General features: G+C 62.3%; 18 protein-coding genes. 9 read left to right on the plus strand and 9 right to left on the minus strand.

The window, feature by feature from the left end; all coding sequences use genetic code 11:
- Nucleotides 1-14 precede the first annotated feature (14 nt).
- From HMPREF2781_RS11240 to HMPREF2781_RS11260, 5 genes are all read left to right on the plus strand, one after another.
- The gene (locus tag HMPREF2781_RS11240; RefSeq protein ID WP_070646064.1) at nt 15-4973 is read left to right on the plus strand and encodes an Lhr family ATP-dependent helicase; all 4959 of its coding nucleotides are present in this window, start codon (nt 15-17) and stop codon (nt 4971-4973) included.
- An 86-nt stretch (nt 4974-5059) separates the two neighbouring features.
- Nucleotides 5060-6328: an alpha-hydroxy acid oxidase gene (locus HMPREF2781_RS11245; RefSeq protein WP_070646067.1), complete on the plus strand. Its 1269-nt coding sequence runs from the start codon at nt 5060-5062 to the stop codon at nt 6326-6328.
- Nucleotides 6329-6355: 27 nt separating this feature from the next.
- Complete coding sequence (locus HMPREF2781_RS11250) at nt 6356-7177, plus strand: DNA-formamidopyrimidine glycosylase family protein (RefSeq protein WP_070646070.1); 822 nt, start codon at nt 6356-6358, stop codon at nt 7175-7177.
- 10 nt (nt 7178-7187) lie between these two features.
- Entirely contained in the window at nt 7188-7601 is a 414-nt protein-coding gene (locus HMPREF2781_RS11255) for a YccF domain-containing protein (RefSeq protein ID WP_070646073.1), read from the plus strand.
- A 52-nt stretch (nt 7602-7653) separates the two neighbouring features.
- Nucleotides 7654-8721: an HNH endonuclease signature motif containing protein gene (locus HMPREF2781_RS11260; protein ID WP_070646076.1), complete on the plus strand. Its 1068-nt coding sequence runs from the start codon at nt 7654-7656 to the stop codon at nt 8719-8721.
- 164 nt (nt 8722-8885) lie between these two features.
- Here the strand turns inward: HMPREF2781_RS11260 and pgi are convergent, their stop codons facing one another.
- The 3 genes from pgi to HMPREF2781_RS11275 form a co-directional block, all read right to left on the minus strand.
- Nucleotides 8886-10520 (minus strand): glucose-6-phosphate isomerase, encoded by a 1635-nt coding sequence (gene pgi, locus HMPREF2781_RS11265; RefSeq protein WP_070646079.1) that lies wholly within the window; start codon nt 10518-10520, stop codon nt 8886-8888.
- 101 nt (nt 10521-10621) lie between these two features.
- Nucleotides 10622-11515 carry a trypsin-like serine protease gene (locus HMPREF2781_RS11270; protein ID WP_070447373.1) on the minus strand — a complete coding sequence of 298 codons (894 nt, stop codon included), beginning with the start codon at nt 11513-11515 and terminating at the stop codon, nt 10622-10624.
- Nucleotides 11516-11582: 67 nt separating this feature from the next.
- On the minus strand, nt 11583-11945 hold the full coding sequence (locus tag HMPREF2781_RS11275) for a chorismate mutase (protein ID WP_070646084.1): 363 nt from the start codon (nt 11943-11945) through the stop codon (nt 11583-11585).
- A 122-nt stretch (nt 11946-12067) separates the two neighbouring features.
- Here HMPREF2781_RS11275 and pcrA point away from each other — a divergent pair, with 122 nt between their 5' ends.
- Nucleotides 12068-14593 (plus strand): DNA helicase PcrA, encoded by a 2526-nt coding sequence (pcrA, locus tag HMPREF2781_RS11280; protein WP_070646089.1) that lies wholly within the window; start codon nt 12068-12070, stop codon nt 14591-14593.
- Nucleotides 14594-14597: 4 nt separating this feature from the next.
- Here the strand turns inward: pcrA and HMPREF2781_RS11285 are convergent, their stop codons facing one another.
- The 5 genes from HMPREF2781_RS11285 to HMPREF2781_RS11305 form a co-directional block, all read right to left on the minus strand.
- The gene (locus HMPREF2781_RS11285; RefSeq protein WP_070447274.1) at nt 14598-15353 is read right to left on the minus strand and encodes a M23 family metallopeptidase; all 756 of its coding nucleotides are present in this window, start codon (nt 15351-15353) and stop codon (nt 14598-14600) included.
- A gap of 386 nt (nt 15354-15739) precedes the next feature.
- The gene (locus HMPREF2781_RS11290; RefSeq protein ID WP_070646094.1) at nt 15740-18436 is read right to left on the minus strand and encodes an FtsX-like permease family protein; all 2697 of its coding nucleotides are present in this window, start codon (nt 18434-18436) and stop codon (nt 15740-15742) included.
- Between the two features lies 1 nt (nt 18437).
- The gene (locus HMPREF2781_RS11295) at nt 18438-19154 is read right to left on the minus strand and encodes an ABC transporter ATP-binding protein (RefSeq protein WP_070447267.1); all 717 of its coding nucleotides are present in this window, start codon (nt 19152-19154) and stop codon (nt 18438-18440) included.
- Nucleotides 19151-19693, minus strand: coding sequence for a PadR family transcriptional regulator (locus HMPREF2781_RS11300; protein ID WP_070646097.1), 543 nt, complete (start codon nt 19691-19693; stop codon nt 19151-19153). The genes HMPREF2781_RS11295 and HMPREF2781_RS11300 overlap by 4 nt, the downstream gene beginning before the upstream one ends.
- Nucleotides 19694-19946: 253 nt before the next feature.
- On the minus strand, nt 19947-20699 hold the full coding sequence (locus tag HMPREF2781_RS11305) for a M23 family metallopeptidase (RefSeq protein ID WP_070646100.1): 753 nt from the start codon (nt 20697-20699) through the stop codon (nt 19947-19949).
- A 447-nt stretch (nt 20700-21146) separates the two neighbouring features.
- Here HMPREF2781_RS11305 and HMPREF2781_RS11310 point away from each other — a divergent pair, with 447 nt between their 5' ends.
- The 3 genes from HMPREF2781_RS11310 to purH are packed head-to-tail and all read left to right on the plus strand — an operon-like array spanning nt 21147 to nt 25030.
- The gene (locus tag HMPREF2781_RS11310) at nt 21147-22811 is read left to right on the plus strand and encodes a cell division protein PerM (protein WP_246821855.1); all 1665 of its coding nucleotides are present in this window, start codon (nt 21147-21149) and stop codon (nt 22809-22811) included.
- A 41-nt stretch (nt 22812-22852) separates the two neighbouring features.
- The gene (purN, locus tag HMPREF2781_RS11315; protein WP_070447254.1) at nt 22853-23458 is read left to right on the plus strand and encodes a phosphoribosylglycinamide formyltransferase; all 606 of its coding nucleotides are present in this window, start codon (nt 22853-22855) and stop codon (nt 23456-23458) included.
- 39 nt (nt 23459-23497) lie between these two features.
- Nucleotides 23498-25030 carry a bifunctional phosphoribosylaminoimidazolecarboxamide formyltransferase/IMP cyclohydrolase gene (purH, locus tag HMPREF2781_RS11320; RefSeq protein WP_010187644.1) on the plus strand — a complete coding sequence of 511 codons (1533 nt, stop codon included), beginning with the start codon at nt 23498-23500 and terminating at the stop codon, nt 25028-25030.
- Between the two features lie 226 nt (nt 25031-25256).
- Here the strand turns inward: purH and HMPREF2781_RS11325 are convergent, their stop codons facing one another.
- The gene (locus HMPREF2781_RS11325; RefSeq protein WP_010187642.1) at nt 25257-26090 is read right to left on the minus strand and encodes a flagellar basal body-associated FliL family protein; all 834 of its coding nucleotides are present in this window, start codon (nt 26088-26090) and stop codon (nt 25257-25259) included.
- Nucleotides 26091-26202: the final 112 nt, after the last annotated feature.

Consider the following 26202-nt stretch of genomic DNA (forward strand, 5'->3'; position numbering starts at 1 on the left):
CGATACAGTAGGGCATGTCTAAAAACGTTCTGGCGAAGTTTCGCCCACAGGTGGCCGGGTGGTTCCAGGACGTTTTCGCCGCCCCCACCCCCGTCCAAGAGCAGGCATGGGAGGCGATTTCCGGTGGTGCGAATGCACTGGTTGTAGCGCCAACCGGCTCTGGTAAGACGCTCGCGGCATTTCTGTGGGCGCTGAATTCTTTAGTGGAGCGCGAGGGTCAGACCGCGCTACCGCTGAGTAATGAACCCTCCCGCGAGGGAGCTCATGATGGCGTGAGAGTGCTGTATATCTCACCGCTCAAGGCTTTGGGCGTGGACGTTGAGAATAATCTGCGCGCCCCGCTCAACGGCATTGCCCGCACCGCCGAGCGGCTGGGCCTAGAGGTGCCGGATATTACCGTCGGCGTGCGCTCAGGGGATACCCCGCAGGCAGAGCGCGCCCGCCAGGTGCGCAAGCCGCCAGACATCCTCATCACCACGCCGGAATCGGCCTACCTCATGCTCACTTCCAAAGCTGCGGGGATTCTGAAGACCGTGGATACCGTCATCATCGATGAGATCCATGCTCTGGCTGGCACCAAGCGCGGCGTGCACCTAGCTCTGACTTTGGAGCGCCTCGGGCTTATCGCCGGGGAGTTCCAGCGCATTGGGCTCTCCGCCACGGTGCGCCCGCTGAGTGCTGTCGCGAACTTCTTGGGCGGCGACCGTCCCGTGGACATCATCGCCCCGCCCGCGAAGAAGCGCTGGCAGCTCGACGTCCACGTGCCGGTCGAGGACATGTCGGACCTGCCCACCCCGGAGCAGGGATCCCCCATCGGGGAGGCGACTGTCGACGACCCCCTTGGCATCACCCAAGGCCCCCAAGACGCCCTGCGCGTGCAGGCGCAGCGTGGGGAAACGGACACACACGGCGGGGCAGGAGACTCCGCCTTGCCCACGGCGAAGTCCATCTGGCCCTTCATCGAAGAAGAGCTGTACGCCGAAATTATGGAGCAGCGCTCCACCCTTGTCTTCGTCAACTCGCGTCGCACCGCCGAGCGGCTTACTAGCCGGCTCAACGAGCTTTATGCCCAGGAGCACGATCCGGAATCCTTGAGCCCAGCGACCCGGCGCGACCCGGCCCAGCTGATGAAGCAGGTGGACGTCGCCGGGAAGGCACCTGCCGTTATTGCCCGCGCGCACCACGGTTCGGTGTCTAAGGACGAGCGCGCGTTGACGGAGACGATGCTCAAGGAAGGCACGCTCAAAGCCGTTGTGGCCACGAGCTCCCTGGAGCTGGGCATCGACATGGGCGCGGTGGAGCTGGTGGTGCAGGTGGAATCTCCACCCTCGGTGGCCTCCGGCCTGCAGCGCGTGGGTCGCGCCGGGCACTCCGTGGGTGCGGTCTCTCACGGTTCTTTCTATCCCAAGCACCGCGCGGACCTCGTGCAATCAGCACTCACCGTCGCCCGCATGGAGGAGGGCCTCATTGAGGAGATGCACGCACCGCGCAACCCGTTGGATGTCTTGGCACAGCAGACGGTGGCGGCGGTGGTGGCGTCGGCAAGCGCGGGCGCGAGCGAGGGCCTCGAGGCCGACAGTTGGTATGACACCGTGCGCCGTGCCTGGCCCTATAAGGACCTGGCGCGCGAGGTCTTCGACTCCGTGCTGGACTTGGTCAGCGGTGTGTACCCGTCGACGGATTTTGCGGAGCTCAAACCCCGTGTGGTCTATGACCGCGTGACGGGCGTGCTCACCCCGCGCCCCGGCGCGCAGCGCGTGGCGGTGACCAACGGCGGCACCATCCCGGACCGCGGCATGTTCGGCGTCTTCCTCGTGGGCGGTGAGGAGAAATCGCCGCGCCGCGTGGGTGAGCTCGATGAGGAAATGGTCTATGAAACCCGGGTGGGGGATATCTTCACCCTCGGCGCGACGAGCTGGCGAGTGGAGGAGATCACGCGCGACCAGGTGTTGGTGACACCCGCGCCGGGGCACACCGGCCGTTTGCCCTTCTGGAACGGTGACCAAGCTGGGCGTCCCTATGAGCTGGGCAAGGCGTTGGGTGCATTCCGGCGGGAGGCGCTCGCGGATCCGTCGGTGGTGCGCGGTGCGGATGAGAATGCGCGGCGCAATATCGCCGCCTACCTGCAGGAACAGAATGAGGCCACCGGGCTTATCCCGGATGAAAAGACGCTGCTGCTGGAGCGCTTCACGGACGAGCTGGGGGATTGGCGCGTGCTGTTGCACACCCCGTTTGGCCGGCCGGTGAATGCGGCGTGGGCGCTGGCGGTGGGGCAGCGCGTGGCGGAGCGCACCGGGATGGATGCCCAGGCCGTGGCGGGCGATGACGGCATCGTGCTGCGCCTGCCGCAGGGGGAGCAGGACCCCGATGCTGCGCTCTTTCTTTTCGACGCCGATGAGATCGCGGACATCGTCACCGAGCAGGTGGGCAACTCCGCGCTCTTTGCTTCCCGGTTTAGGGAGTGCGCGGCGCGAGCGCTGCTTCTGCCGCGGCGCAACCCCGGCAAGCGCGCGCCCTTGTGGCAGCAGCGCCAGCGCGCGGAGCAGCTTCTCGACGTCGCCCGCAACTACCCATCCTTCCCCATCATCCTGGAGACCGTGCGCGAATGCGTGCAGGATGTCTATGACCTGCCAGCACTCACGGAGGTCATGCGGGAACTGGCGCACCGCCGCGTGCGCATCGCGGAGGTCACCACGGAGCAGCCTTCGCCTTTCGCATCCTCGCTGTTGTTCAACTACACCGGCGCGTTCATGTACGAGGGGGACTCGCCCCTGGCGGAAAAGCGCGCGGCGGCCTTGGCATTGGACCCGGCGCTGTTGGCGAAGCTGTTGGGCACGGTGGAGCTGCGCGAGCTTCTCGACGGCTCCATCATCGCTGAAGTCCACGCCCAGCTGCAGCGCACCACTCCGGAACGCCAGGCGCGCACCACTGAGGAGGTCGCGGACCTGCTGCGCGTGCTCGGCCCCATCCCGATCGAGGAATTCGGCGCGCACGCCACGGTGCCACCCAGCGCACTCGATGCGCTCGGCGCGCGGATCATGCGGGTGCGCATCAACGGCCGCGAGCACGTGGCGCAAGCGCTCGATGCGCCGTTGCTTCGCGACGGCCTGGGAATCCCCGTCCCGCCCGGTATTCCTGCACAGCAGGCCACGATTACCGATGCCGTCGATCAGCTGGTCAGCCGCTGGGCGCGCACGCGCGGGCCCTTTGTAGCGCGCGATGTGCAGGAAGCTTTTGGCCTGTCAGCCGCGGTGGCGCACTCGACGCTGAATGGGCTGGATTCCATCCTGGCGGGGCACTACCGGCAAGGCGTGGAGGAACAGGAGTACTGCGCGGCGGAGGTGCTCAAGGTCATCCGCTCGCGCTCGCTGGCGGCTGCCCGAGCTGCCACGCAGCCTGTTTCTCCCGCGGCCTTCGGGCGCTTCCTGCCGGACTGGCAGCAGGTAGCCGCGGTGGGCCGGCGCCCAGTGCTGCGTGGGGTGGACGGCGTCTTCGCCGTCATCGAGCAGCTGGCCGGCGTGCGCCTGCCGGCCTCGGCCTGGGAGAGCCTCATCCTTCCTGCGCGCGTCGGGGATTATTCGCCGACGATGCTCGATGAGCTCACCGCCAGTGGCGAAGTCCTCATCGTCGGCGCGGGTAAGGCCGGCTCCAACGACCCGTGGATCATGCTGCTGCCGGTGGATTATGCCGCACAGCTCGCCCCGCAGGTCTCTGCGGAGGAAGCGGGCGTGCCCCTGCTGCAGACCCAGTTGCTCGAGGCCCTGCAGGGCGGCGGCAGCTACCTCATCTCCGATATTCAACCGCAGCTCAGCGGCACACCCGAGGAGGTCCGGGAGGCGCTCTGGGGCTTGGTGGAAGCAGGTCTGGTCAGCCCCGATTCCTTCGCTCCTATCCGGGCCCACCTGGCCGCAGGTGGGCGCGCCGGGCGTGCGGCGCATCGCGCGCGGCGTCGGCCAGCGCGCTCGCGCCTGCGCATGGGGCGCACGTCCTTTGCGCAAGCGCACAATGTGTCTGGTGCGCAGGTCGCACCAGACGTGGTGGGGCGCTGGTCGCTGTCCGTTCCCGCGGCCACGGATGCCACGTCGCGCTCCATTGCCCACGGCGAGGCCTGGCTGGACCGCTATGGCGTGCTCACCCGCGGATCAGTGGTGGCCGAGGACGTCCTGGGTGGTTTCGCCTTGGCTTATAAGGTGCTCTCCGGTTTTGAGGAATCCGGCAAGGCCATGCGCGGCTACGTTATTGAGGGCTTGGGCGCCGCGCAGTTCTCCACGCCCGCGGTCATCGACCGCCTGCGCGGTGTGGATGATTCCCCGGACGTTACAGGCTGGCCCTCCGGCACCCGCGAGCCGCAGACGTATGTTCTTGCCGCGACGGACCCGGCCAACCCTTATGGCGCAGCGCTGTCTTGGCCGCCGACTGATGCTGGTGACTCTGGTGCCCGCCCCACCCGCGCCGCGGGTGCCTTGGTGGTGCTCATGGATGGCCTGCCGGTGGCGCACTTAACCCGCGGCGGGAAGACGCTGACGACGTTCTTTAACGCTCTTCCCGAGGGCATCGAGCGCACCGAGGTACTAGCCGCAGTGCTTGCAGGCCTCAACGAGCTGGTGGCCGCCGGGCGCTTGAGCAAGCTGGTCATTGAGAAGGCGAACGGGCGGCCCATCTTCGAATCAAAGCTTGGCGGTGAGCTGCGCGCACTGGGGGCGGCACTGACCCCGAAGGGCGTGCGGATTACCGGATCTGCCCACACCGCCTCTTCCGGCCGTGCAGGACAGCACGGTCACTCTGGAGAAGCCGCGCGCTCCGCCGAACCTTACCGTCCCGCACGTCGCGGTGGGCGTCGCGCCGTCGAGGCGATGGAGGAGCTCTCCTTCGATGATCTGGACAGCGAAGCTTCTGAGGCCTTGGGGGACCCCGGTGCGCCCGATACACCGGGGAGCCCAGGAGGTTTTCGCCCCCGTCGGCGGCGGCACTGAATTTTATTTAGCAGCGTTTGGGCATGGGCTTTTCCTAGGTCTACCCTCAGATGTTGATAGACCTATAGAAAAGGAGTCTTGTTGCCATGCGGCTAAAGCGCCAACTGCCTAACGTGTCCGAGCTGAAGAACCTCATGAGGTTTGAAGCACCCAACCTCGACCGCCGGGCTGCCCGCTTGGCGGAGGCCGCTGATGTGTGGGACCTGCGCAAGATAGCCAAGCGCCGCACCCCGAAGGCGGCCTTCGACTACGTCGATGGTGCCGCCCGAGACGAGGTCAGCTACCAAGAATCCCGCGATTTCTTCCGCGACGTGCGCTTGCTCCCTAACGTTCTCAACGGCGCACACGACATTTCCTTAAGCACCGAGATTGCCGGCGAGCCCGCGGCCCTGCCCTTCGGCATCGCGCCGACCGGCTTTACCCGCTTCATGCACGCCGAAGGTGAGGACGCCGGTTCCCAAGCCGCCCGCGACGCAGGCATCCCGTTTACGCTCTCCACGATGGGCACGCGCTCGGTGGAGGAGGTCGCGGCCTCGCAAGGCACTAGCGGGCGCCGCTGGTTCCAGCTCTACCTGTGGAAGGACCACTCCGCCTGCCAGGAGCTCATCGAACGCGCGGCGGCCAACGGCTATGACACCCTGGTGGTCACCGTGGACACGCCCGTGGCCGGCCAGCGTCTGCGCGATACCCGCAACGGCATGCGCATCCCGCCGCGCCTGACCGCCGGAACCGTCTTCGACGCCGCGTGGCGCCCGGAGTGGTGGTTCAACTTCCTCACCACGGACCCGGTTACTTTTGCCTCCCTGACCTCGACCACCGGCACCCTGGGCGAGCTGGTCAACACCATGTTCGACCCGGGCCTTAACTTCGAAGACCTGGCGTGGATCCGCGAGTCCTGGCAGGGCAAGCTCTTTGTCAAGGGAATCGTCAACCCCGAGGACGCCCGCAAGGTCATCAACCTCGGCGCCGACGGCATCGTGGTGTCCTCCCACGGCGGGCGCCAGCTCGACCGCGTGGTCAACACCCTTCAGGCCCTTGAGGCTGTGCGCGCAGAAGTGGGCCCGGACGTGGAGATTATCTACGACTCCGGCGTCATGTCCGGCGTCGATATCGCCATTGCGCTGGCGCTGGGGGCGGACTTCGTCCTCATCGGCCGCGCCTACCTCTACGGGCTGATGGCCGGCGGCAAGGAAGGCGTCGACCGCGTCATTGAGCTGCTGGCGGAGGAGTTTAAGAACACCCTGCAGCTGCTCGGTGTGAAGAGGATCGAAGACCTAGGCCGGCAGCACGTGGTTACCCCGTGGGAGCCGGGCGCGCTGGCATTCGGTGCGGGAAAGGATGCGCCGGTAGAGTAGGCACCCGTTTGGTGAGGAGGTTCTACTGTGCCAGAGGGTGATTCCGTTCTGCAGCTGTCGAACCGGCTCCAGTTCATGGAGGGCCGGCGCGTGACCTCCTCCTCCCTGCGCGTGCCGCGCTATGCCACCGTGCGTTTCGACGGGCTGGTGTGCGAGGAAGTCTGGCCCTATGGCAAGCACCTCTTCATGGACTTCGACGGCGAGCTGATCCTGCATACGCACCTCAAGATGGAGGGCACGTGGGCCATCCACTACGCCGGTGACCGCTGGCGCAAGCCCGGCCACAGCGCGCGCGTAGTGCTACAGATGGAGAACGCCCCGCGTGATATCGAGCTAGTAGGGCACTGGCTGGGGCACGTGGGAGTGTTTCCCACGCGCGAGTTTGAGCAGCGCATGGCACACCTTGGCCCCGACATCCTCGCGCCAGAATGGGAAGAAGGAGGCTTCGAGGAGGCCGTGCGCCGCATCGAGTCCCGCTCTGAGCGCAGTATCGGTGCGGCCCTCTTGGACCAGCGCAACGTGGCGGGCTTGGGCAACGAGTACCGCGCCGAAATCTGTTTCTTGGCCGGCGTTCATCCAGCGACGCCGGTAGCGCTTGTCGACGTCCCCCAGATCCTCACCCTCTCCCGCCGCCTCATCTGGGCTAACCGGGACTCGCCGGTGCGTGTCACCACCGGTGTGAAGCGGGCGGGGGAGACCACGTATGTCTTTGGCCGCAACCGTCAGCGCTGCCGGCGCTGCGGCACTCTCATTGAGAAATCCACGCTGGGTGGCGTGGACGCCGGCGGCGACGAAGGCGAGTTGGAGCGTGTGATCTGGTGGTGCCCACACTGCCAGCCGCGCCGCTAGGCTGGGATGTATGAAGATCATTTTTAACATCATCTGGTTGGCAACTGGTGGCCTTGTCCTCGCCCTAGGCTACTTCCTTCTTGGAATCCTGGCGTGCATCCCCATCGTGACCATCCCCGCAGGCGTGGCCTCGATGCGCATGGCCAACTTCGCGCTGTGGCCTTTCGGACGCTCCGTCATTCAGCCGATCAAGGGGACTGGTGGCATGTCGCGGTTCTCCAACGTTGTCTGGTTCCTGGTCGCTGGCCTGTGGCTAGCCATCGGCCACGTGACCACCGCAGCAGCCCAGGCCGTGACCATCGTGGGCCTTCCAGTTGCCTGGGCCAACCTAAAGATGATCCCGGTGACATGCTTCCCGTTCGGCCGCAAGATTGTCGACTCAGATGAGATCCCCTTCGGCTGGGAGTCGATGATCAAGCTTTAACGATTCTCTCTCCGGTTGCGGGGGTGGTCAGGGTGCTTTAGTGTGCTGAGTCATGGGGGATTTAGAGACCTATTTCTCCTACCGCAACTCGGGGATTTCTTTGGTGGAGCAGGCGGTAGGAGGCGAGAAACACTTACGCACACTCGGCGCTTCACCTGCCGACGCTGCCGAACTGGCACGCCTGAACCACATTTACTTCGGCACTACGAAGTTCACGGGTAAGCAACGCACTGCCCGTACCCGGGCCGCAGAGCAACGCCACGACCTAGCCACATTAAGCCTGATTGAGTCCTACACCAAGAAGCTGAAGAACCAGCTACACGCGTGGAATCTACGGGTCAAGCTTGCCGGCACACCTGCCCACAGCATCCCAGCCGTGGCAGTCAAGCGCTTAAAGGAGCTCAAACCCAAGCGCGTTCCTACACCTGGTGTGCGCATGACCTACCGGGCTGATGGGCCGCACTCGCTAACCATTACCGATGATCCCATGACCGTCACCGAGATGCGCGGCGTTCTAGAATCTCTCAACCAGGACAATCTGTTGAAGGCAGCCAAACACGTCTTCTTCAGCAAGTCCCACGGCGGAACCAAACCGGCCATATTCACCAGTGTGGTGGTGACCTTGGACAAGCTCGACAAGATTGTCAGCGGCGACGGCGATGACATCGTCCTAGAGCTGACCAATGGTGGACGGATGACAGGGCGGGAGTTTCTGAACTATAAGTTCGCCGAGATCGGCTACGTCACCCTCATCCACCCCACCATCGGGCCGGTGTGGCTGCACCGCATGAAACGCTTAGCCGGTTTTGAGCAGCGCATGATGGCTAGTGCTGAGCATCCCACCTGTGCCAGGAAAGGATGTAATAAGCCTGCTGATTATGCCCAGGTGCACCACCTCATTCCGTGGAAAGCAGGAGGTACCACCGACCCGCCGAATCTGACGATGCTGTGTGCTTATCACAACGGCATTAACGATGATGACCCAGAGAAACCCACCGGGGCCGGCTATGTCTTCCGACTGCGCGGTGATGTGGACTACATCCCACCCTGGGGAGAACCAATCACCGCCCAGGTTGCCTATCAAGCCGCGCAGCACGGACTTGGACCGCCCGACAGCTAAACCGCCACGCAACACAAAAGACACGCGGATGCCCGCAGGAAGGTAAAACACCACGCGGACGCCCACAAGGGCCTCCGCGGCGTTGGCGATCGCACATGTCGATTGCGCGCCAAAAAAGGCGTGAACCCCCGACCGTTCGGCCGGGGGACGTCGCCAAGCAGTGCTTAACGGTGGCTGCGGTACCAACCGATCAGAGCATCGGTGGAACCGTCGCCGGATGCGGCTTCCTCCTTGCCGGAGACTGCTGGTGCTAGGTCATTAGCTTGCTGCTTGCCCAGCTCCACGCCCCACTGGTCGAAGGAGTTGATATCCCAGATGATGCCCTGGGTGAACACGATGTGCTCGTAGAGCGCAATGAGCGCGCCGAGGGTCTGCGGGGTGAGCTCCTCCGCCAGAATGGTGGTGGACGGTCGGTTGCCCGGCATAACCTTGTGCGGCACGAGGGCTTCGTCCACGCCTTCGGCGGCAATCTCTTCTGCAGTCTTACCAAAGGCCAGAACCTTGGTCTGCGCGAAGAAGTTACCCATGAGCAGGTCATGCATCGAACCGGTGCCATCTGCAGTGGGGAAGTCCTCCTTCGGGCGGGCAAAGCCGATGAAGTCCGCCGGGATGAGCTTGGTGCCCTGGTGCATGAGCTGGAAGAAAGCGTGCTGGCCGTTGGTGCCCGGCTCACCCCAGTAAATCTCCCCGGTGCCGGCGCTCACCGCAGTGCCGTCGCGGCGTACGGACTTGCCGTTGGACTCCATGGTCAGCTGCTGAAGGTAGGCGGGGAAGCGGCCGAGGTCCTCGGAGTAAGGCAGCACCGCGTGGGTCTGCGCACCGAAGAAGTTGGAGTACCACACGCCGAGCAGGCCCATCAGAGCCGGCACGTTCTGCTCCAGAGGAGCGGTGCGGAAGTGCTTATCCATGGCGTGGAAGCCTTCGAGGAAACGCATGAAGTCCAGGGGGCCGATGGTGCACATCAGGGACAGGCCGATGGCGGAATCGACGGAGTAGCGTCCGCCCACCCAGTTCCAGAACCCGAACATGTTCTGGGTGTCGATGCCGAACTCCGCGACCTTCTCCGCGTTGGTGGAGACCGCAACGAAGTGCTTGGCGACGGCCGACTCGTCACCATCAAACTGCTCAATCAGCCAGCGGCGCGCGGCGTGAGCGTTGGCCAGGGTTTCCTGAGTGGTGAAGGTCTTGGAAGCGACGATGAAGAGGGTGGATCCGGCATCGAGGCCGTCGAGAGTTGCGGCGAGATCCGCCGGGTCGACGTTGGAGACGAACTCCGCGCTAATGCCCGCTACCTCGTAGGAGCGCAGGGCCTTCGCGGCCATGGCCGGGCCCAAGTCGGAGCCGCCGATGCCGATGTTGACCACCTTCTTGATGGTGTGGCCCGTATGTCCCAGCCACGTGCCGGAGCGCAGCGCGGTGGCGAAGTCGCGCATGCGGCCTAAAGTTTCGTGGACGTCGGCAGCGACGTCCTGGCCGTCCACGCTCAAATCTTTTTCAACAGGCAGGCGCAGCGCGGTGTGCAGCACGGCGCGGTCCTCAGTGTTGTTGAGATGCTCGCCGGCGAACATGGCATCGCGGCGTCCCTCGACGTCGGCGGCGCGGGCGAGGTCCACCAGTGCGTTGAGGACTTCCTCATCGATGAGATTCTTTGACAGATCCACGTGCAGGCCCGCAGCATCGAAAGAAAAATCTGCGGCGCGGGAAGTGGAGTTGGCAAAAAGCTCACGCAGGTTGAGGTCCTTTTTGCTCTCAAAAAGCGAGGTGAGCGCGGCCCACTGCGGCTGAGCGGTGATGTCCATTGCAAAAGCCTTTCTGGCAGGTAGCAGACATGAAACTTACTGTGTCCACCGTAGTCCAGAAATCCCTTCGCTGCCGAAGCAGAAGGCTGCACTGCGATGAACTAGGCGTAGAGCTTTAAATCGAATTGCTTCATCGTGTTTCCGATCTCCATGGCGCCCACTTCGACGTCAGAGGGATCCTGGTCGTTGCCGAAGGACAGCACACCAACGGCCCAGAGCTTGCCGTCGATGGAAGCATAGACTGGTCCGCCACTATCTCCCGGGGCGCTGTCATTGCCGAAAGTAAACAGCCCTTGATCCTCGTGGCGGTCGATGAAGTTGCCACAGGAGACTCCTCGCGTGGAGCCGGCGCGGCAAATTGTGGGCTTCGTCAAAGCAACGTCCTCAAGGGGCATCCATCCCGCCAAAGGCGCGTTCAGAGCAGGTGACGTCGAGACTTGGGCGGCTGGGTTGGAGACCTCGATGAGCGCGATGTCGGCTGAGTTAATCCTGTCCGTATTGGTATTGCGGGCCTCTAACACCATCTCGCCGATCTTCACGTTGTCTCCAGCGCGATCCTTGTAGAAAAAGGTGTCGCCTTGATCCCCGCAGTGGCCGGCGGTGAGGATAAAGAGGCGCTCGCCGTCGCCAACGAAATGACCAGCGGAGCATCGTCCGCTGCTGTCTGCGTTGTAAATTGCGACCCCCGGAGTGAGAACACCAGCCGTCATGAAGTATTCAGCTGCCTCCGGTTGGGCCAGATCCACGCGGGGATCGGGGCGTTCCGCCTGGGGGATTTCAGTGGTGTTATCCCAGAGAGAATCGCTGTCGAGGACTTCTTCCGAACCCCTATTTGTTCCGGAGTCCTGTGCGCGGCCGGAATCACCGATAGCAGGAAGGTTCAGGGTTGTGGTGGTGATGGTAGCGACGTGGGAGGAAGAACCGCTGCAGGCGGTCAGCGCGAAGGCGGAAGTAGCTGCGGCGAGAGTTGCAGCGAGACGAGAGAAAAAGCGCATGAAGAGAGAGTAGCTCACGACCTAGCGTGAGGCGCGTGCGTTGGGGATTATTCCGCGGGCCGCTCAGCTAGCCAAGCTTGCCGCGTCCCAATCGCAGCAGGGCAGAGGCAATGGCGGGGCCTTCCTCGCCCAACTCGCTGCGGAATTCGTTGAGGATAGCGATTTCGCGGGTATGCACCAAACGGGTACCACCTGAGCTCATGCGCGTCTTACCAATGGTGCGGGAAATATCGGTGCGGCGCTTGATGGCGTCGAGAATAACGCGGTCGAGGCGGTTGATTTCTTCGCGGTAGCGCTGAATCTCGGCATCGCTCAGTGGATCATCGGTGCCCGAGGACATACGAATATCGAGGCCGTTGTCCACGACGTTGGGGTCTTGGTGTTCGGGGCCCAAGCCCGAGTCAGGGGGGCCAGATTGTGAAGCGCTCATGTCTTCAGATTGTGCCACCACGTTCGAGCAAAGGGGAATTATGAGTCGTGACGTTGGTCTTCGCCGGTAGGAAGTGGTGTGGGAAGGCAATGTCCGGTGGTGCTAGTAGGTTGGAGAGCATTATGAATAACAATTCTCCGTTTAGGCCCCGTTCTTCTTCCGCTCCTTCCACCGACGCCTCCGCCGGTGGTTTTTCTCCCGCGCCCGGACCCAACGCGGATACCCCTTCCGGTCAGGCTTCTGATCCGTTGCTGGAAGGATTAAACCCCCAACAAGAAGAGGCCGTGACGCATTCGGGCTCACCGTTGCTCATCGTGGCCGGCGCGGGTTCGGGCAAGACCGCCGTGTTGACCCGCCGCATTGCATATCTCATGCGCGAGCGCGGGGTCGCCCCGTGGCAGATCCTTGCCATCACCTTTACTAATAAGGCAGCCGCGGAGATGAAGGAGCGCGTGGGCCAGCTTGTCGGGCCTGTGGCAGAACGAATGTGGGTGTCCACTTTTCACTCCATTTGTGTGCGTATCTTGCGTAATAACGCCCAACTGGTGCCTGGGTTGAATACCAATTTCACCATCTATGACGGCGATGATGCGCGTCGGCTGCTCACCATGATTGCCAAAGACATGCAGCTGGATCTCAAGAAGTACTCGGCACGTGTTCTGGCGAACCAGATTTCCAACCGCAAGAATGAGCTCATCTCTCCGGAGCAGGCGCGCGCGGAGGCAGAGAGGACGAAGAATCCTTTCGAGCTCACCGTGGCGAGCGTGTACGAGGAATATCAGCGCCGCCTGCGTGCCGCGAACGCGGTGGACTTCGATGACCTCATCGGGGAAGTGGTGCGCATCTTTAACCAGCACCCACAGGTAGTGGAGTTTTATCGCCGCCGCTTTAAGCATGTGCTTATCGACGAATACCAGGACACCAACCACGCGCAGTATGCGCTTGTGTCGGCCTTGGTGGGCAGGGGAGAGCTGCCGCCGGATGCGCCGGAGCTATGCGTGGTGGGTGATTCTGATCAGTCAATTTATGCCTTCCGTGGAGCCACCATCAGGAATATTCAGGAGTTTGAGAGGGATTATCCGCAGGCGCACACGATTCTGCTCGAGCAAAACTACCGGTCGACGCAGACCATCCTGAACGCGGCGAATGCGGTCATTGCGAAGAATGAGGGCCGCCGCGAGAAGAACCTGTGGACTGCCCACGGCCAGGGTGAGCAAATTGTCGGCTACGTGGCGGATAATGAGCACGATGAGGCGCGGTATATCGCCTCGGAAATTGATTCCCTAGCGGATAAAGGCACGGCCTATTCGGATATTGCGGTTATGTACCGCACCAACAATGCTTCGCGCGCATTGGAGGATATTTTCGTGCGCTCGGGCATCCCGTACAAGGTGGTCGGTGGCACGCGCTTCTACGAGCGCCGCGAGATCCGGGACATGGTGGCTTATCTGCGCATCATGGATAATCCGGATGACACGGTGAGCTTGCGCCGCATCGTTAACGTGCCGAAGCGCGCTATTGGTGACAAGGCGCAAGCACAGATTGCTCTGCACGCGGAGAACCTTGGGGTGAGTTTTGGGGCTGCTCTCCGCGATGCGGCAGCGGGCAAGGTTGCCGGGCTTGGCACACGGGCAGTGAATGCCGTAAGCAAATTCAACGAGATGATGGAGGGCGTGCGCGCGCAGATTCCGGGCATGGTCAACGAAGTGACGGGTCAACCGGATTTGGGAGAGCTGCTCAACGCGCTTCTCGATGCCACCAGCTACCGCGCGGAGCTTGAAAACTCCAACGACCCGCAGGATGGGGCACGCCTCGACAACCTCAACGAGTTGGTGTCGGTGGCGCGCGAGTTCAGCTCTGAGGCGGCCAATGAGATGGCCTTCTTGGGCGCAGACGCAGAGGAAGCCCCGGAGCTCTCGGAAGGTGAAGCCGCGCCGGGCTCGCTTCAAGCCTTCCTTGAAAAGGTCTCGCTGGTGGCGGATGCAGACCAGATTCCGGATCATGAGTCAGGAGTAGTCACGCTGATGACTCTGCACACCGCGAAGGGTCTGGAGTTCCCAGTTGTCTTCCTCACCGGCTGGGAGGATGGTCAATTCCCACACATGCGCTCCCTGGGGGACCCGAAGGAGCTCAGTGAGGAGCGCCGCCTCGCCTACGTGGGTATTACGCGTGCTAGGGAACAGCTCTACCTCACGCGCGCGATTCTCCGCTCGTCCTGGGGTAACCCGGTGACGAACCCGGCCAGCCGCTTCCTCGCCGAGGTCCCGGAAGACCTCATCGACTGGCGCCGTGAAGAACCAGACAGCTCGCTGTCCGGCGCGTGGGGTGGAGATGATTCCTATCAATACGGGCGAACCTTCGACTCAAGTAGCGGGTTCTTTGGGTCCCGTGGGGGCGGCTATGGCTCGCGGGGCGCTGCGTCTTCCCCTTCGCAGCGCTCGCGCAAGCCAGCTCCGGCAACATCGATGCCGAAGAATAACCATCTCAATTTAGTTGTGGGGGACCGTGTTAACCACGCGAAGTACGGGCTGGGCACGGTCATCGAAGCCTCCGGTACCGGCGCGCGGGCGACGGTCACCGTGGACTTCGGCTCAGCGGGCAAGGTCCGCCTCATGCTCATCGGCGGTGTGCCGATGGAAAAGCTTTAAAGCTTTAGATGAGGATGCCGCGCTCGCTGAACCAATCCACCGGATCAACGGCCGCGCCGCCGCCCGGGTGCACCTCGAAGTGCAGGTGTGGGCCGGTGGAGTGGCCCTCGTTGCCAATGACGGAGATCTGGTCGCCGGCCGTGACTCGGTCACCGACGTTGACCAAGAGCTGATCACTGGGCATGTGGCCGTAGACGGTGATAGTGCCGTCGTCGTGCTGGATGCGGATCCAGTTGCCGAAGCCCTGGGCTGCGCCGGAAGAGATGACCTCTCCATCCATGACAGCGTAGATGGGCGTGCCAACTGGGTTCGCTACATCGATGCCGTTGTGGAAGGAACCCCACCGCGGGCCAAAGCCAGAGGTAAAAGTACCGGAGGTCGGAAAGACCACGGTATTACCGTTGGCATCCTGGCCGCGCGTAGGGGTGAGGCCGGAGTGATCGCCCTGTGGGGCGAAGGCCTCGGCGAGACCAGGAATGCTGGAGGGATCGAGGACGATATCGAATCCGTCCTGTGTGGAGTTGATTTCCGGGGTGGAGGCCCCGTTGAGGGCTCCGGCCGTGGAAACGATTAGCCCGGAGAATGCTTTGAAGAGGTCGGCCTTGGAGTCTTCCTTGACTTCGATGTCGCCGGCGGTTGGGCCCTGGGAGGACCCGTCGGAGACATCCACGCTTGCTGCCGGTTCGGCGGCGAACGCTGGGGCCGTCACGGTAGCGGTGGTGACCGCCACGGCGGCGAGTGCGCTGAGCGTGCGCTTCATAACTTCACGTCCTTAAGTCCTGCTGTGGCTCGCTTCCGCCGGCGTCAGCGGCAGGAAGCTTGTGAGCGATAGGGCACGGCCATACAGCCGTTATGCGCCTTGAAGCCTGCGACACGCCGGCGCGGGTGCAGCTGCGTGCTGAGGCTCTGTGGCAACGAGATACAAACTATCCCGAGCTATCACCCTGCGCAACGTCTAAAAATGCAGGTAAATACAGGGATTGTTCGAAAAACTATCGAACACCCCAGCGTGTTACATATGTGAAAGAAGTGAAAATTGTTACAGGGGTAAAGTAGAGGTTTAAAGAATGGGGGTAGGCTATGGGGGTGTGAAAAGAGTAGTTCCCCAGCCGAAAGCTCGGCCAGGGAACAACGGGGCCTACGGAGCTATGTCAGCGAACGTGATTCGCTGCGATCCCGTGCGGTCAGCGGCCCCGTCTTATCGCTGCGATTCACCGCAGCCGCCAGTGCGGCGGCCAGAAGCGGCACGATAAGCACGGCGAGGAATTGCCACCAATCCGGGGTGAAGTAGTCTTGCGGGCGCAGACCATAAGGTGGGGTCGAGGAAACGAATCCAGAACTATCGGCAAAGAAGTACGTGCCGAGATGACCGGCAATTACGCCGAAAAGCATGCTTACGGTGGCCAGCATCCAGGTCTGCCACGCCGCTACCTTGGCCATCAGCGAAGGGTGGGCGCCGATGGATTGCAGCACGGTGCTTTCCTGGCGCATGCTGCTCACTGCGTTGGCAATGATGAGCGCGAGCACGATGAGGCAGACGATCCCCATTCCGAGGCCCAGGTAGTAGCGGAAGTTCTTGGGAGTAGTGACTGCGAAGCTTAGCGAGTATTGCGACTGCGAGGCGCTCGCTGTCAGGTCTCGCAGCTCTTCGCGCTCTGACTCGCTTGGGGGTTCGTCGAACGTGAGGGCTTGGCCCACGTAGAAGGGCTCCATGTTCAGCTTTTCTGCTGCCTGCTGGCTAATCAAGACTACGTCGCGGGCCGCAGTGGGGAGGGCCTCCACAATTGGCAGATCAGCCTCCTGTGTTCTGCTCGGTTCTTGGCTGTCAATGCGGTTATAGGATTTTACGGTCACCGTTCCATGTGTGTTATCCCCGACGTGGCTGCTGTGGGGAAGCACGATGCCGCCGGCATCCAACGTCTGTGCCGCTGCGCGTCGATCCTCTTCCGAGTCGAACTGCCAGAGCTCAAGCTGGGAAGAATCCGTTTGGACCATCCTGCTTTGATAGATCAACGGGTTATAAGGAAATGACGTCATCAACTCGTGCGCACACTCCTGGCGCGCTTCTTCAGAATCATCGGTGCGCCGCCCCTGGCTATCCACGAAGACTGCCCTCTCAACTGGCTTGCTGAGATCGACCTGCTCGCACTGGTAATCAAATTCGGTGGTGAGCTCGTAAAACGTGCCATCCTCCGGAAGGCTGAAAGACGTCGTCCACGAAGGGAAAGCGTAGAAGGAGTGTGTGCGAACCCCGGTAGCCTGCTGGATGGCCTCTGCTGCCGCGCGTTCTTCCGGCGTGGACACCTGCGTTGGTTGGTCAAACGTCGTCTCTTCAATCAGCGCTGTGGTCTCCGGCATGACAAGCGCTTCTTCGGCTACGCTCTTTGCGCTATCCGTCATGATGCCCACGCCAAACAGGGAGGCGACGAAGGCAACTGAGACGAGAGCGATGGACGTCGGCAAGGCGTGCATGCTGCGCCGGGTCAGGCCGCGTCCAGCCAGACGCAACGCGAGGGGGCCGCGATGAGATAGTAAGGAGCATAGGAAGACCAAAGCGGGGGCAGACGCGGCAACCGCGATGACTCCGAAGAGAGCCAGCACCGTGGGGATATACCCGCCCCATGGGCTGAAGCTGAAGAGCACGAGCAGAAGCAAGAATGCCGGGCCGATGGCCATCCACCGACGGAAGCGCAAGAGGCGGTCGGGGGCGGCGCCTTGAATTGCTGTGGACAGGGCGCCACGTTGCGCCAACCACGCGGGAACGATGGAGACAATGACACAGCCTGCCACCGCCACGAGCCATGCGAGGCCAATAGCTAGGAAGGGCGGGCGTGCAGCAAAGTCCGGATAGCGGGCTGTCCACCACACCCATGAGACCGTTAGGCCAACGATTACACCGATGGTGGCGCCGATTAGTCCCATCAGCAGGCCATAGGCCATCACTGCGAACATGATGTGGCGTGGTAATGCACCCTGGCTCGACATCAGCGCGTACAGGCGCGTATTGCGTCCGGTAGCCAGCGTGAAGACGGGCGCGAGAAGGAAAAGGATGAGCAATCCGGCGATGGCGTAGAGGCCGAAGAAGAAGAGCACGAAAAGAATGCTGCTCAGGATTCCGCCAAAGGAATCCGGCTCAGAATCGGGTCGGTCCGTATCTCGCAGCTCCGGTGCCCAGATTTCCAGCCCGGCCTCATGGGCGCGGTCGGCATCCTCTTTGGTCAGCGTTGTATCACCCACGATGACCCAGGAGGTGTTTATCTGAAAGGACGGGTCGCTGAGAGCGTCATTGAGGGTGGGGGAGGTGACAAAGTCATAGTTTTCGGGAGCAATAGCCGCGACCGTGACTTGGTGGTCGCCGCTCAGAGCACTGGTGCGCACGGTGATGACGTCTCCAACGGAGGCGTCGAGCTTGTGTGCGGTAGAGCGCGATAGAACTGCCTGGTTGGGGCCAAGATTGAACTTATCGACGGCCTCCTGTGCGGGCTCCGGCGGATTCTCTGCGTCGAATTGATCTACCCAGGAGCTGGCTGACTTCCCATTATGGATTAGTGACGTGCTAGAAAAAGCGGTGACCGGGCTGACGCTGAGGCCTCCAGGAAGCACGTCGGCAGCTAGACCTGGCACGTCTTCATAACTAATCTCCGGGTGTTCGGCGCTGATCTGCAGGGTTCGCTCGGGTGAGCTCAAGGCCGCGGAGAGCCGACCAGAGGAATTATCAAAGAGTGCCATTCCGATGACAAGGGCCACCGGTAGCGCAATGAGCATCACGGCAGCCAAAGTGCGCCATGGATGAAGCTTGAGATCGCGCCTCGTCGGGCGGGTGGCGGCATTAATGCCGGACATACTAACGCACCTCCTCGCCGGTGAGGCGCCCGTCGCGAACCATGACAACACGGTCAGCCCAGCCGGCGAAACGCGGCTCGTGAGTGACCAGTATGCCTGAGGCGCCGGCGTCGATACGTGCGCGCAAAACCTTCATGATCTCCTCACCCGTTGAGGTATCCAAGGCACCGGTAGGCTCATCCGCCAAAAGCACCTTGCGCGGTCCAATGAGCGCGCGGGCAATCGCCACGCGCTGGGCTTGGCCACCGGAGATTTCTTCCGGGAAGCGGTCGATGGTGCCGTCGAGACCGACCTCACTGAGTGCTTCCTCTGCAGCTTCTCGGCATTGCGCAGGCGAGAGCCCGTCCAGCTCAAGAGGGAGGGACACGTTCTCGCCCACGGTGAGGGAAGACACCAGGTTGAAGTGCTGAAACACGAGCCCCAAGTGGCGGCGGCGGGCGATGGCGGCCTTGGCTTTGGAAAGCTGGGATGCATCGGCACCGTCGAGAAGCACGCGTCCCGACGTCGGTGGCTGTAACAGCCCCGCGACGTTGAGCAGCGTGGACTTGCCGGAACCAGAAGGGCCCATGACCGCGACGAGTTCACCCGGTTTCAGCTGCAGGTTGACGGAATCCAGGGCGGTGACCTGGCGGGCGCCACTACCGAAGACGCAGGTGATGTTCTCGAGTTCGAGCGGGAAAGGCATGTGCTGGGACGTGGGGATAGAGTCGGGGGTCATCGCGGGGCCTCCTCGGTGGCGGTTGGGTTGGCTAGGGATTCCACGCGGTCGAGCCAGCGTGAGAGAGATTCCAGGTCGAAGATTTGGCGCTCAACAGCCAAGCGCTGGGCGCTGCGCTCTGCGGGCAGTTCCGAGGCTTGGCGGTTGAGCTCACGCAGCTGGCGGACGGTGGCAAAGCGCTGGGCGTCGAGCACGGCAATGACGTCGACGTCGGAGCGTCGCGCTGCAAGCGACACTTTGAGCACGAGTTCATCGCGCTCGATGGCGTCGTTGTGCAGGGTGGACATCCACCACTGTGAGAGCTCTTCGCGGCCAGTTGGGGTTATGGCATAGCTGGTGGCGCGGCGCCCGGTGGGGCCGGTGAGCTCACCGTCGGTGGCGATGAGACCATCGCGCTCCAAGCGGCTCAAAGTTTGGGCGACTTGGCCCATGTTGAGCGGCCAGAGGTTGTCGAAGGTCTCAGCAAAGCGCGTTTTTATGTGGCTGGCAGTAGCGGGCTCTTCACTCAGCAGAGCAAGCACGGAGTGTTTGACGGACATGGTCACCTCCTGCGCGGAGGAAAGAGGGAGAATACGATCGGTACATACCCGGTAAGTTACCGGGTAACCTTTGGGGCGGTCAAGAGTTTTCGGGAAAGGAATCTTTCAGTACCCCCGTCCGCTTGCCCGGTGTGGAGTAGGTGGTGGAGCGTGCTCGAAGGCAAGGGCGGGGTGGTAGAGATGCAAAAAGCGGCACAGAGCAAAAGTGCTCTATGCCGCCTAAAAGTTGTTGGAAGGTTAGGTTGGGTAGGGCCTAAGAAATGTTGACGCCGCGCTCTGCAAGCCACGGAATCGGGTCCACAGCGCCCTCACCGGTGGGGTGAATTTCAAAGTGCAGGTGGGAGCCGGTGGAGAAGCCCAAAGAGCCCATGCCGGCGATCTTCTGGCCGGCGTGGACGCGCTCGCCCACAGCGACGTCGAGGGTCTGCATGTGTCCGTAGACGCTCATGGAGCCGTCATCGTGCTTGATGCGGATCCACTGGCCGTAGCCGGAAGCCGGGCCGGAATCGATGACGGTGCCGTCCATAACGGAGAGGATTGGGGTGCCTACGGCATTGGCAATGTCGATGCCGGAGTGGAAGGAGCCCCAGCGGGGGCCGAAGCCAGAGGTGAAAGTACCTTCTGCCGGGCGGGCAACGGACGGTGCACGGTTGGCTTCGTCAGCAGCTGCGCGCGCATCGGCGGCCTGAATGGCCTTGTCGAGCTGGGTAGCCAGGTCAGCGACCGGCTTGGTCTCAGCTATGGAGAGGATCTGTGGTGCGGCATCCTCAACGGCGGCCTGTGCGCCCTTGAGGGGATCGGTATCTGCCTGCAAGGTGTAGTCGATGGACTGTGCCTTGGTCTCACCAGTGCCAGCGGATTGAATGGTGCCGGCTGCGGCGCCGCCAACACCTGCGGTGGATACGGCGCCTGCGGCGACGGTCATTACCGCCAAGCGCCCCTTCGCGGTCTGCGAGGTGGTGATCTTGCGGTGGCGACCTGCGCTTCGCTGAGTCTTGCTTCGCATGAACTCTACTTCCGTCCTAATTCACTATCGTCCAGCCAGAACAATCGTTACATCTAAACCTGGTTGGTTATCCGATTGTGACCTTCCTGTTACCAACGAGATGTAACAGTAGCGTCTCGGCGAGAGCGGAGCAACCCGGATTGCGGTTTTCTTCTTGATACGTCGAAAGATTTGCTTGTTTTGATGCGGTAGCTGATTCCTGTGAATGAAGTGAATCCCTGGCGGTGCTTTCGATCTCCGGTAGCGATGTGCGCGTGGGTAGTTCTCATGGGCGGATGCAGCTAAGGATATAGCTGATAAAGAGTATCCGTTCGGGGGTGTGCGCGACCTTTTAAATCAGACCTCGTCGCGCCACCCCCGGTGGGGGAGGTGCCCGTGGCAAAGTGGACGCCGATGAATAAGAACACGAGTCCCCAGTCTAGGTCGTCTGCCCGTCCACGCGCGCACGTGCGTGGACGCGGTGATGGTGCTGAGCACTCTGAGCGCGGGCACCGGCGGGATCGCCGGGATCCTGCGCAGCGTATTAAAGGAATCGAGTCAGACAAGGCACGTGCCCGCCGCGCACAGGCCCCAACAACACTGCGCGGGCGCATCCGTCGCATGCTCATCGTCGTCGGTGTTCCGCACCTCGTTGTTGTCCTCGGCATCCTGGTGGTCGCCATCGCAGCACTTCTTCTCACCAGCTCCCCGTCGGCGTGGCTGAACACCATCGTCGGGGAGGCTTGGATGGTGTTCAACCTTGCGCCTATCCGCGCTGGTGGAATTGATGTGGGCTTCGTTCCAGCCCTACCTGCACTGCTCTTGGCCTGGTTGGTGGGTCGCCGTGTGCGCGCGGCGGTGAAGGATAGGGTGAGCATCAACGACCTGCTTGTCTTGAGCGCCTGCGTGCTGGTGGTGCCACTCGTCCTGACTTTCATTGCGTGGTTGATGTTGTGGGATGCCGGGAAAGTCTATGATGTTTCTCCTCCGGAGCTCTATCGCGTTCTTCCCCGCATGCTTCTGCTTCATGCGGTTGCCCTAATTGGTGGCATGGGGCCTCGCTTGTGGAAGGCCTTGGCCAAGCGCAGCGGCATTCCGCGCGTTTTCGTCGACGCCGCCCGCATCGGCCTGAGCTACCTCGGATACCTGGTTGCGGCTGGGCTCGTCCTCGTGGTGGTTCTGTGGGGATTCGGTTGGTCGCGTCAGGCCGACATGCTTGCCAGCTATCCGGTGCTCAATGCGCTGGGAACAATCGGCCTGTTTCTAGTGAGCATTGTGTACCTGCCCAACGCCGCGGTGGCAGCCGGCGCAGTGCTGAGCGGCTCGGAGATGCACATTGGTGAGGGAACCAGTGTGAGCCTCTTTAGCGGCCATGTAGTTCCGCTTCCTCCGCTACCTTTGGCCGCCGCGATTCCGCCTTCCATTAGCCCTTGGTTCGCGGTGTTGTTGGTGGTCCCAGCAATCGCAGCCGTGGCGGCATTTGCTCGTCGCCGCGCCCTGGTGTCTTTCCAGGTCGTGCTCGTTGCAACCATCACGGTGGCAGTGACCGCCCTCGTGGCAATCTACGGTGTTTCCGGAACGTTGGGAGTGTACGGATACACAGGCCCTGAGGTCTGGACTGCGGTGGGCTTGAGCTCCCTGTGGTGCCTCGTCGTGGGATGTGCTTTTGCCGCCGCACAGGCAGTGACGGCGTGGCGTGCGCGCCGCGCCACCGCCCCGGTTGCTGAGCCGGAAGCTTCGGCTGCAGCTGAGGACGTTGAGGAGGTCACTGAGGACTCCACCAGCGCCGCTCAGGAAGAGCACGAGCAGGAACAGGCAGCGCTTGATGACGACACCGGTGCCGAGACAGCCGCCGACACCGACATAGACGCCGACACCGACACCGAGGACGAGGCTGATGCCGAGGCGAAGACTGACACGGAGGAAGCCGATTCCGAAGTAGAGGCTGACGCTGAGACGGAGGCTGTGCCTGAGGCTGATGTGAGTGATGCAGAAATCGTGGAAACGGGCGATGTTGACGTCGACACCCAAGCTGAAATCGAGGACGAAGCAGTAGCGGATGAAGACGGCGATGCGGAGCGCGCTCCAGAAACAGAGGAGAGCGAAGAGCCCGAAGGTTCCGTTAAAGAGTGAAAATTCCCCGGTTCGCAGCGGTAGCGGCTAGGCTGTAGCGCGTGACTACACCGCATCAGCCCGCTGCTACTGCCCGCCTCAACGTCGTGGTTCTGGTTTCTGGAACCGGCTCTTTATTGCAGGCCATCTTGGATGGCCAGGATGAGCACTACAGGGTCGTGAAAGTCATCGCGGACGTGCCTTGCCAAGGCATCGAGCGCGCGCAGGCGGCGGGAATCGCCACCGAGGTCGTAGAGATGGGTGCTGACCGCACCGAATGGAATAAGCGTCTGGTTGCCGCAGTGGATACTGCGCAACCAGACGTTGTTGTTTCCGCAGGTTTTATGAAGATCCTGGGTAAGGATTTTCTGGATCGCTTCGAAGGTCGCACCATCAATACTCACCCTGCGCTCTTGCCTGCCTTCAAAGGCGCGCATGGCGTGCGCGATGCGCTGGCTTATGGCGCCAAAGTCACAGGCTCGACTGTCCATTTCGTTGATGCTGGTGTCGATACCGGCTCCATCATTGCCCAGGAACCCGTCCGGGTCCTGCCAGAGGATGATGAAGCCAGTTTGCACGAGCGCATCAAAGTGGTCGAAAGAGAACTTATCGTCGATGTCCTCCGCGCGATGCGCGTGGAGGGCGAGACGCTCAGCATTCAGCTCTAACTATCTCATTACCGCAAGGAAGGCTTAAGTCCCCGTACCATGAGCGAAGATCCTAAGAACATCAAGCGCGCGCTAATTAGCGTTTATGACAAGACCGGTCTGGAAGACCTTGCCCGGGCACTTGATAACGCTGGCGTGGAGATCGTTTCCACCGGTTCCACCGCGAAGAAGATCGCGGACTTGGGCATTGATGTCACGCCCGTCGAGAAGCTCACCGGCTTCCCAGAGTGCCTCGAAGGCCGCGTAAAGACCCTGCACCCGCGCGTGCATGCAGGAATCCTCGCGGATACCCGCAAGGAGGACCACCTGAAGCAATTGGAGGAGCTGGAGGTAGAGCCCTTCCAGCTCGTCGTAGTCAACCTGTACCCCTTCCGCGAGACTGTGGCTTCCGGCGCGGACTTTGATGGCTGCGTGGAGCAGATCGATATCGGTGGTCCATCCATGGTGCGCGCTGCCGCGAAGAATCACCCGTCCGTCGCAGTCGTCGTGGATCCAGCCCGCTACGGTGATGTGGCTGACGCTGTGGCCAACGGCGGCTTCACCTTGGAAGAGCGTCGTGGCCTCGCCCGCGATGCCTTCCTGCACACCGCTGATTACGACGCCGCGGTGTCCGCATGGTTCGTCGATCAGCTCAGCGACGGTGACGTGACCACTCCGCTGCGCTACGGCGAGAACTCCCACCAATCCGCGACCGTGACCCGCATCGGTACCACTGGTTTGGCCAATGCGAAGCAGTTCAACGGCAAGGAGATGAGCTACAACAACTACCAGGATGCTGACGCCGCCTGGCGCGCTGCCTGGGATCATGAGCGCCCGTGCGTGGCCATCATCAAGCACGCCAACCCGTGCGGCATCGCGGTGTCTGAGGAGTCCATCGCGGCTGCCCACCGCGCAGCACACGCCTGCGATCCAATGTCTGCCTTCGGCGGAGTCATCGCGGTGAACCGCGAGGTCACCGTCGAGATGGCCGAGCAGGTCAAGGAGATCTTCACTGAGGTCATTGTGGCTCCGTCTTACGAGGAGGGCGCCATCGAAGTTCTCAAAGCCAAGAAGAACCTGCGCGTGCTGCAGGCAGAGCATGAAGCGCCCAAGGAGGAAGTTAAGTACATCTCCGGTGGCATGCTCACCCAAGAGCCGGATACCTACCAGGCAGAGGGCGATAACCCGGCCAATTGGACGCTGGCTGCGGGTGAGGCGTTGAACGAGTCCGACTTGGCGCAGCTCGAATTCGCTTGGCGTTCCGTGCGCGCGGTGAAGTCCAACGCCATCCTGCTGGCCAAGGACAACGCCACCGTGGGTGTCGGTATGGGCCAGGTCAACCGCGTCGATTCCGCCAAGCTCGCGGTGGAGCGTGCTAACACGCTGGCCGACGGCGCCAACCGCGCCGAAGGTTCCTTCGCTGCTTCCGATGCTTTCTTCCCGTTTGCCGATGGCCTGGAGGTTCTCCTTGAAGCCGGCGTGAAGGCCGTGGTGCAGCCAGGTGGTTCCATCCGCGATGAGGAAGTCATCGAGGCCGCCAAGAAGGCCGGGGTGACCATGTACTTCACGGGAACCCGCCACTTCTTCCACTAAATCCTGGATAGCCCGCTGCCGTAGGCAGCGCGCAGCCGTCTCTCTTCGCCGTTGCTGTTTCGCCGCACGGGGAAGGAGGCGGCTTTCGTATATATGGCAGCTTTTCCCTAGAGGGCAACAACTGCCCTAAACGACGAAGTTATGCGCCGCCACTGCAGTCAGAGGCTATAACTTTGGCAACTAGGGCAGCTTTGGCGCTACCGCGCGAGGGGCCGTCGGGTGTGCGCTACTGCGCGTGGAGGGAAGCCACCGCGAAGCCAGTGTTGTCCGCAGGATTGCCGTTGGCGTCCTTATACGTAAAAGTAAAGCGCAGGGCTTGGTGGTCTGCGATGTTGATGGGCATCTCGAGAGCCTCCTCTGCCGGGACCTCGAAGGAAGCCAGCTCAGCACCGTCAGCTCCGTTGACGGTAACGGTGGCGCTGGCAACATCAGTATTCTCCCGGTCATCGCTGAAACCAAAGACCGCGTTGAGTTGGCTATGGCTTTCGGCCAGCTGCACATCAGCGATGTTAGTGCTGCCGGAGCGCGAGACATAGGAATCCGGGAAGAAGGTGCGGGCAATGACCACGCCGTCAGCCTCCAGGTCAGTATCGATACGGCCGCTGGTGGCAAGAGGAGTTCCCGGAAGCGTAGCTGTTGAGGTCGGTTCGGAGGATGCAGCGGTGTGGCTTGAGCCGGACGACTCGCGTCCCCAGATAAACCATGCACCGACGCCGAGAATGACCGCGAGGATGACGAGCAGAGCAATCAGCGCGGCGATGGCACCGCTGAAACGACCTGTGCCCTTCGGCGGTTGTGGAGCGGTGTACGTGGTGGGTTGAGGTGGACTCGGCGGAGTTGGAGCGCTCCCGCCGAAAGGCTGTGAGCTGGGGCTAGCAGATTGCCCACCAAACGGCGGAGTGTTGCCGAACCCGCTCGGAGAACCGCCCGGGCCGGACTGGTGTGGGCCGTTAGCACCGCCGGGGGCGCCGGGGTGGCCAAACCCCGGAGCGGGTGAACCGAAGCCGGAGGAACCGGAATTGCGTGGCGGAGTGCCCGAAGGGCCGGTAGGAAACGTCATGGCTGGGAGAATAACAACCTTTCCGTGCACAGGGGAGATAGAGCTTTGAGATACCTCTAATAATCTAAACCCTCCACCGCTGTCCGCGCGGGCAGAGATGCAAACTCGTGGG

Origin of the sequence: Corynebacterium sp. HMSC062A03, assembly GCF_001811145.1 — a bacterium.
Taxonomy (GTDB): domain Bacteria; phylum Actinomycetota; class Actinomycetes; order Mycobacteriales; family Mycobacteriaceae; genus Corynebacterium; species Corynebacterium aurimucosum.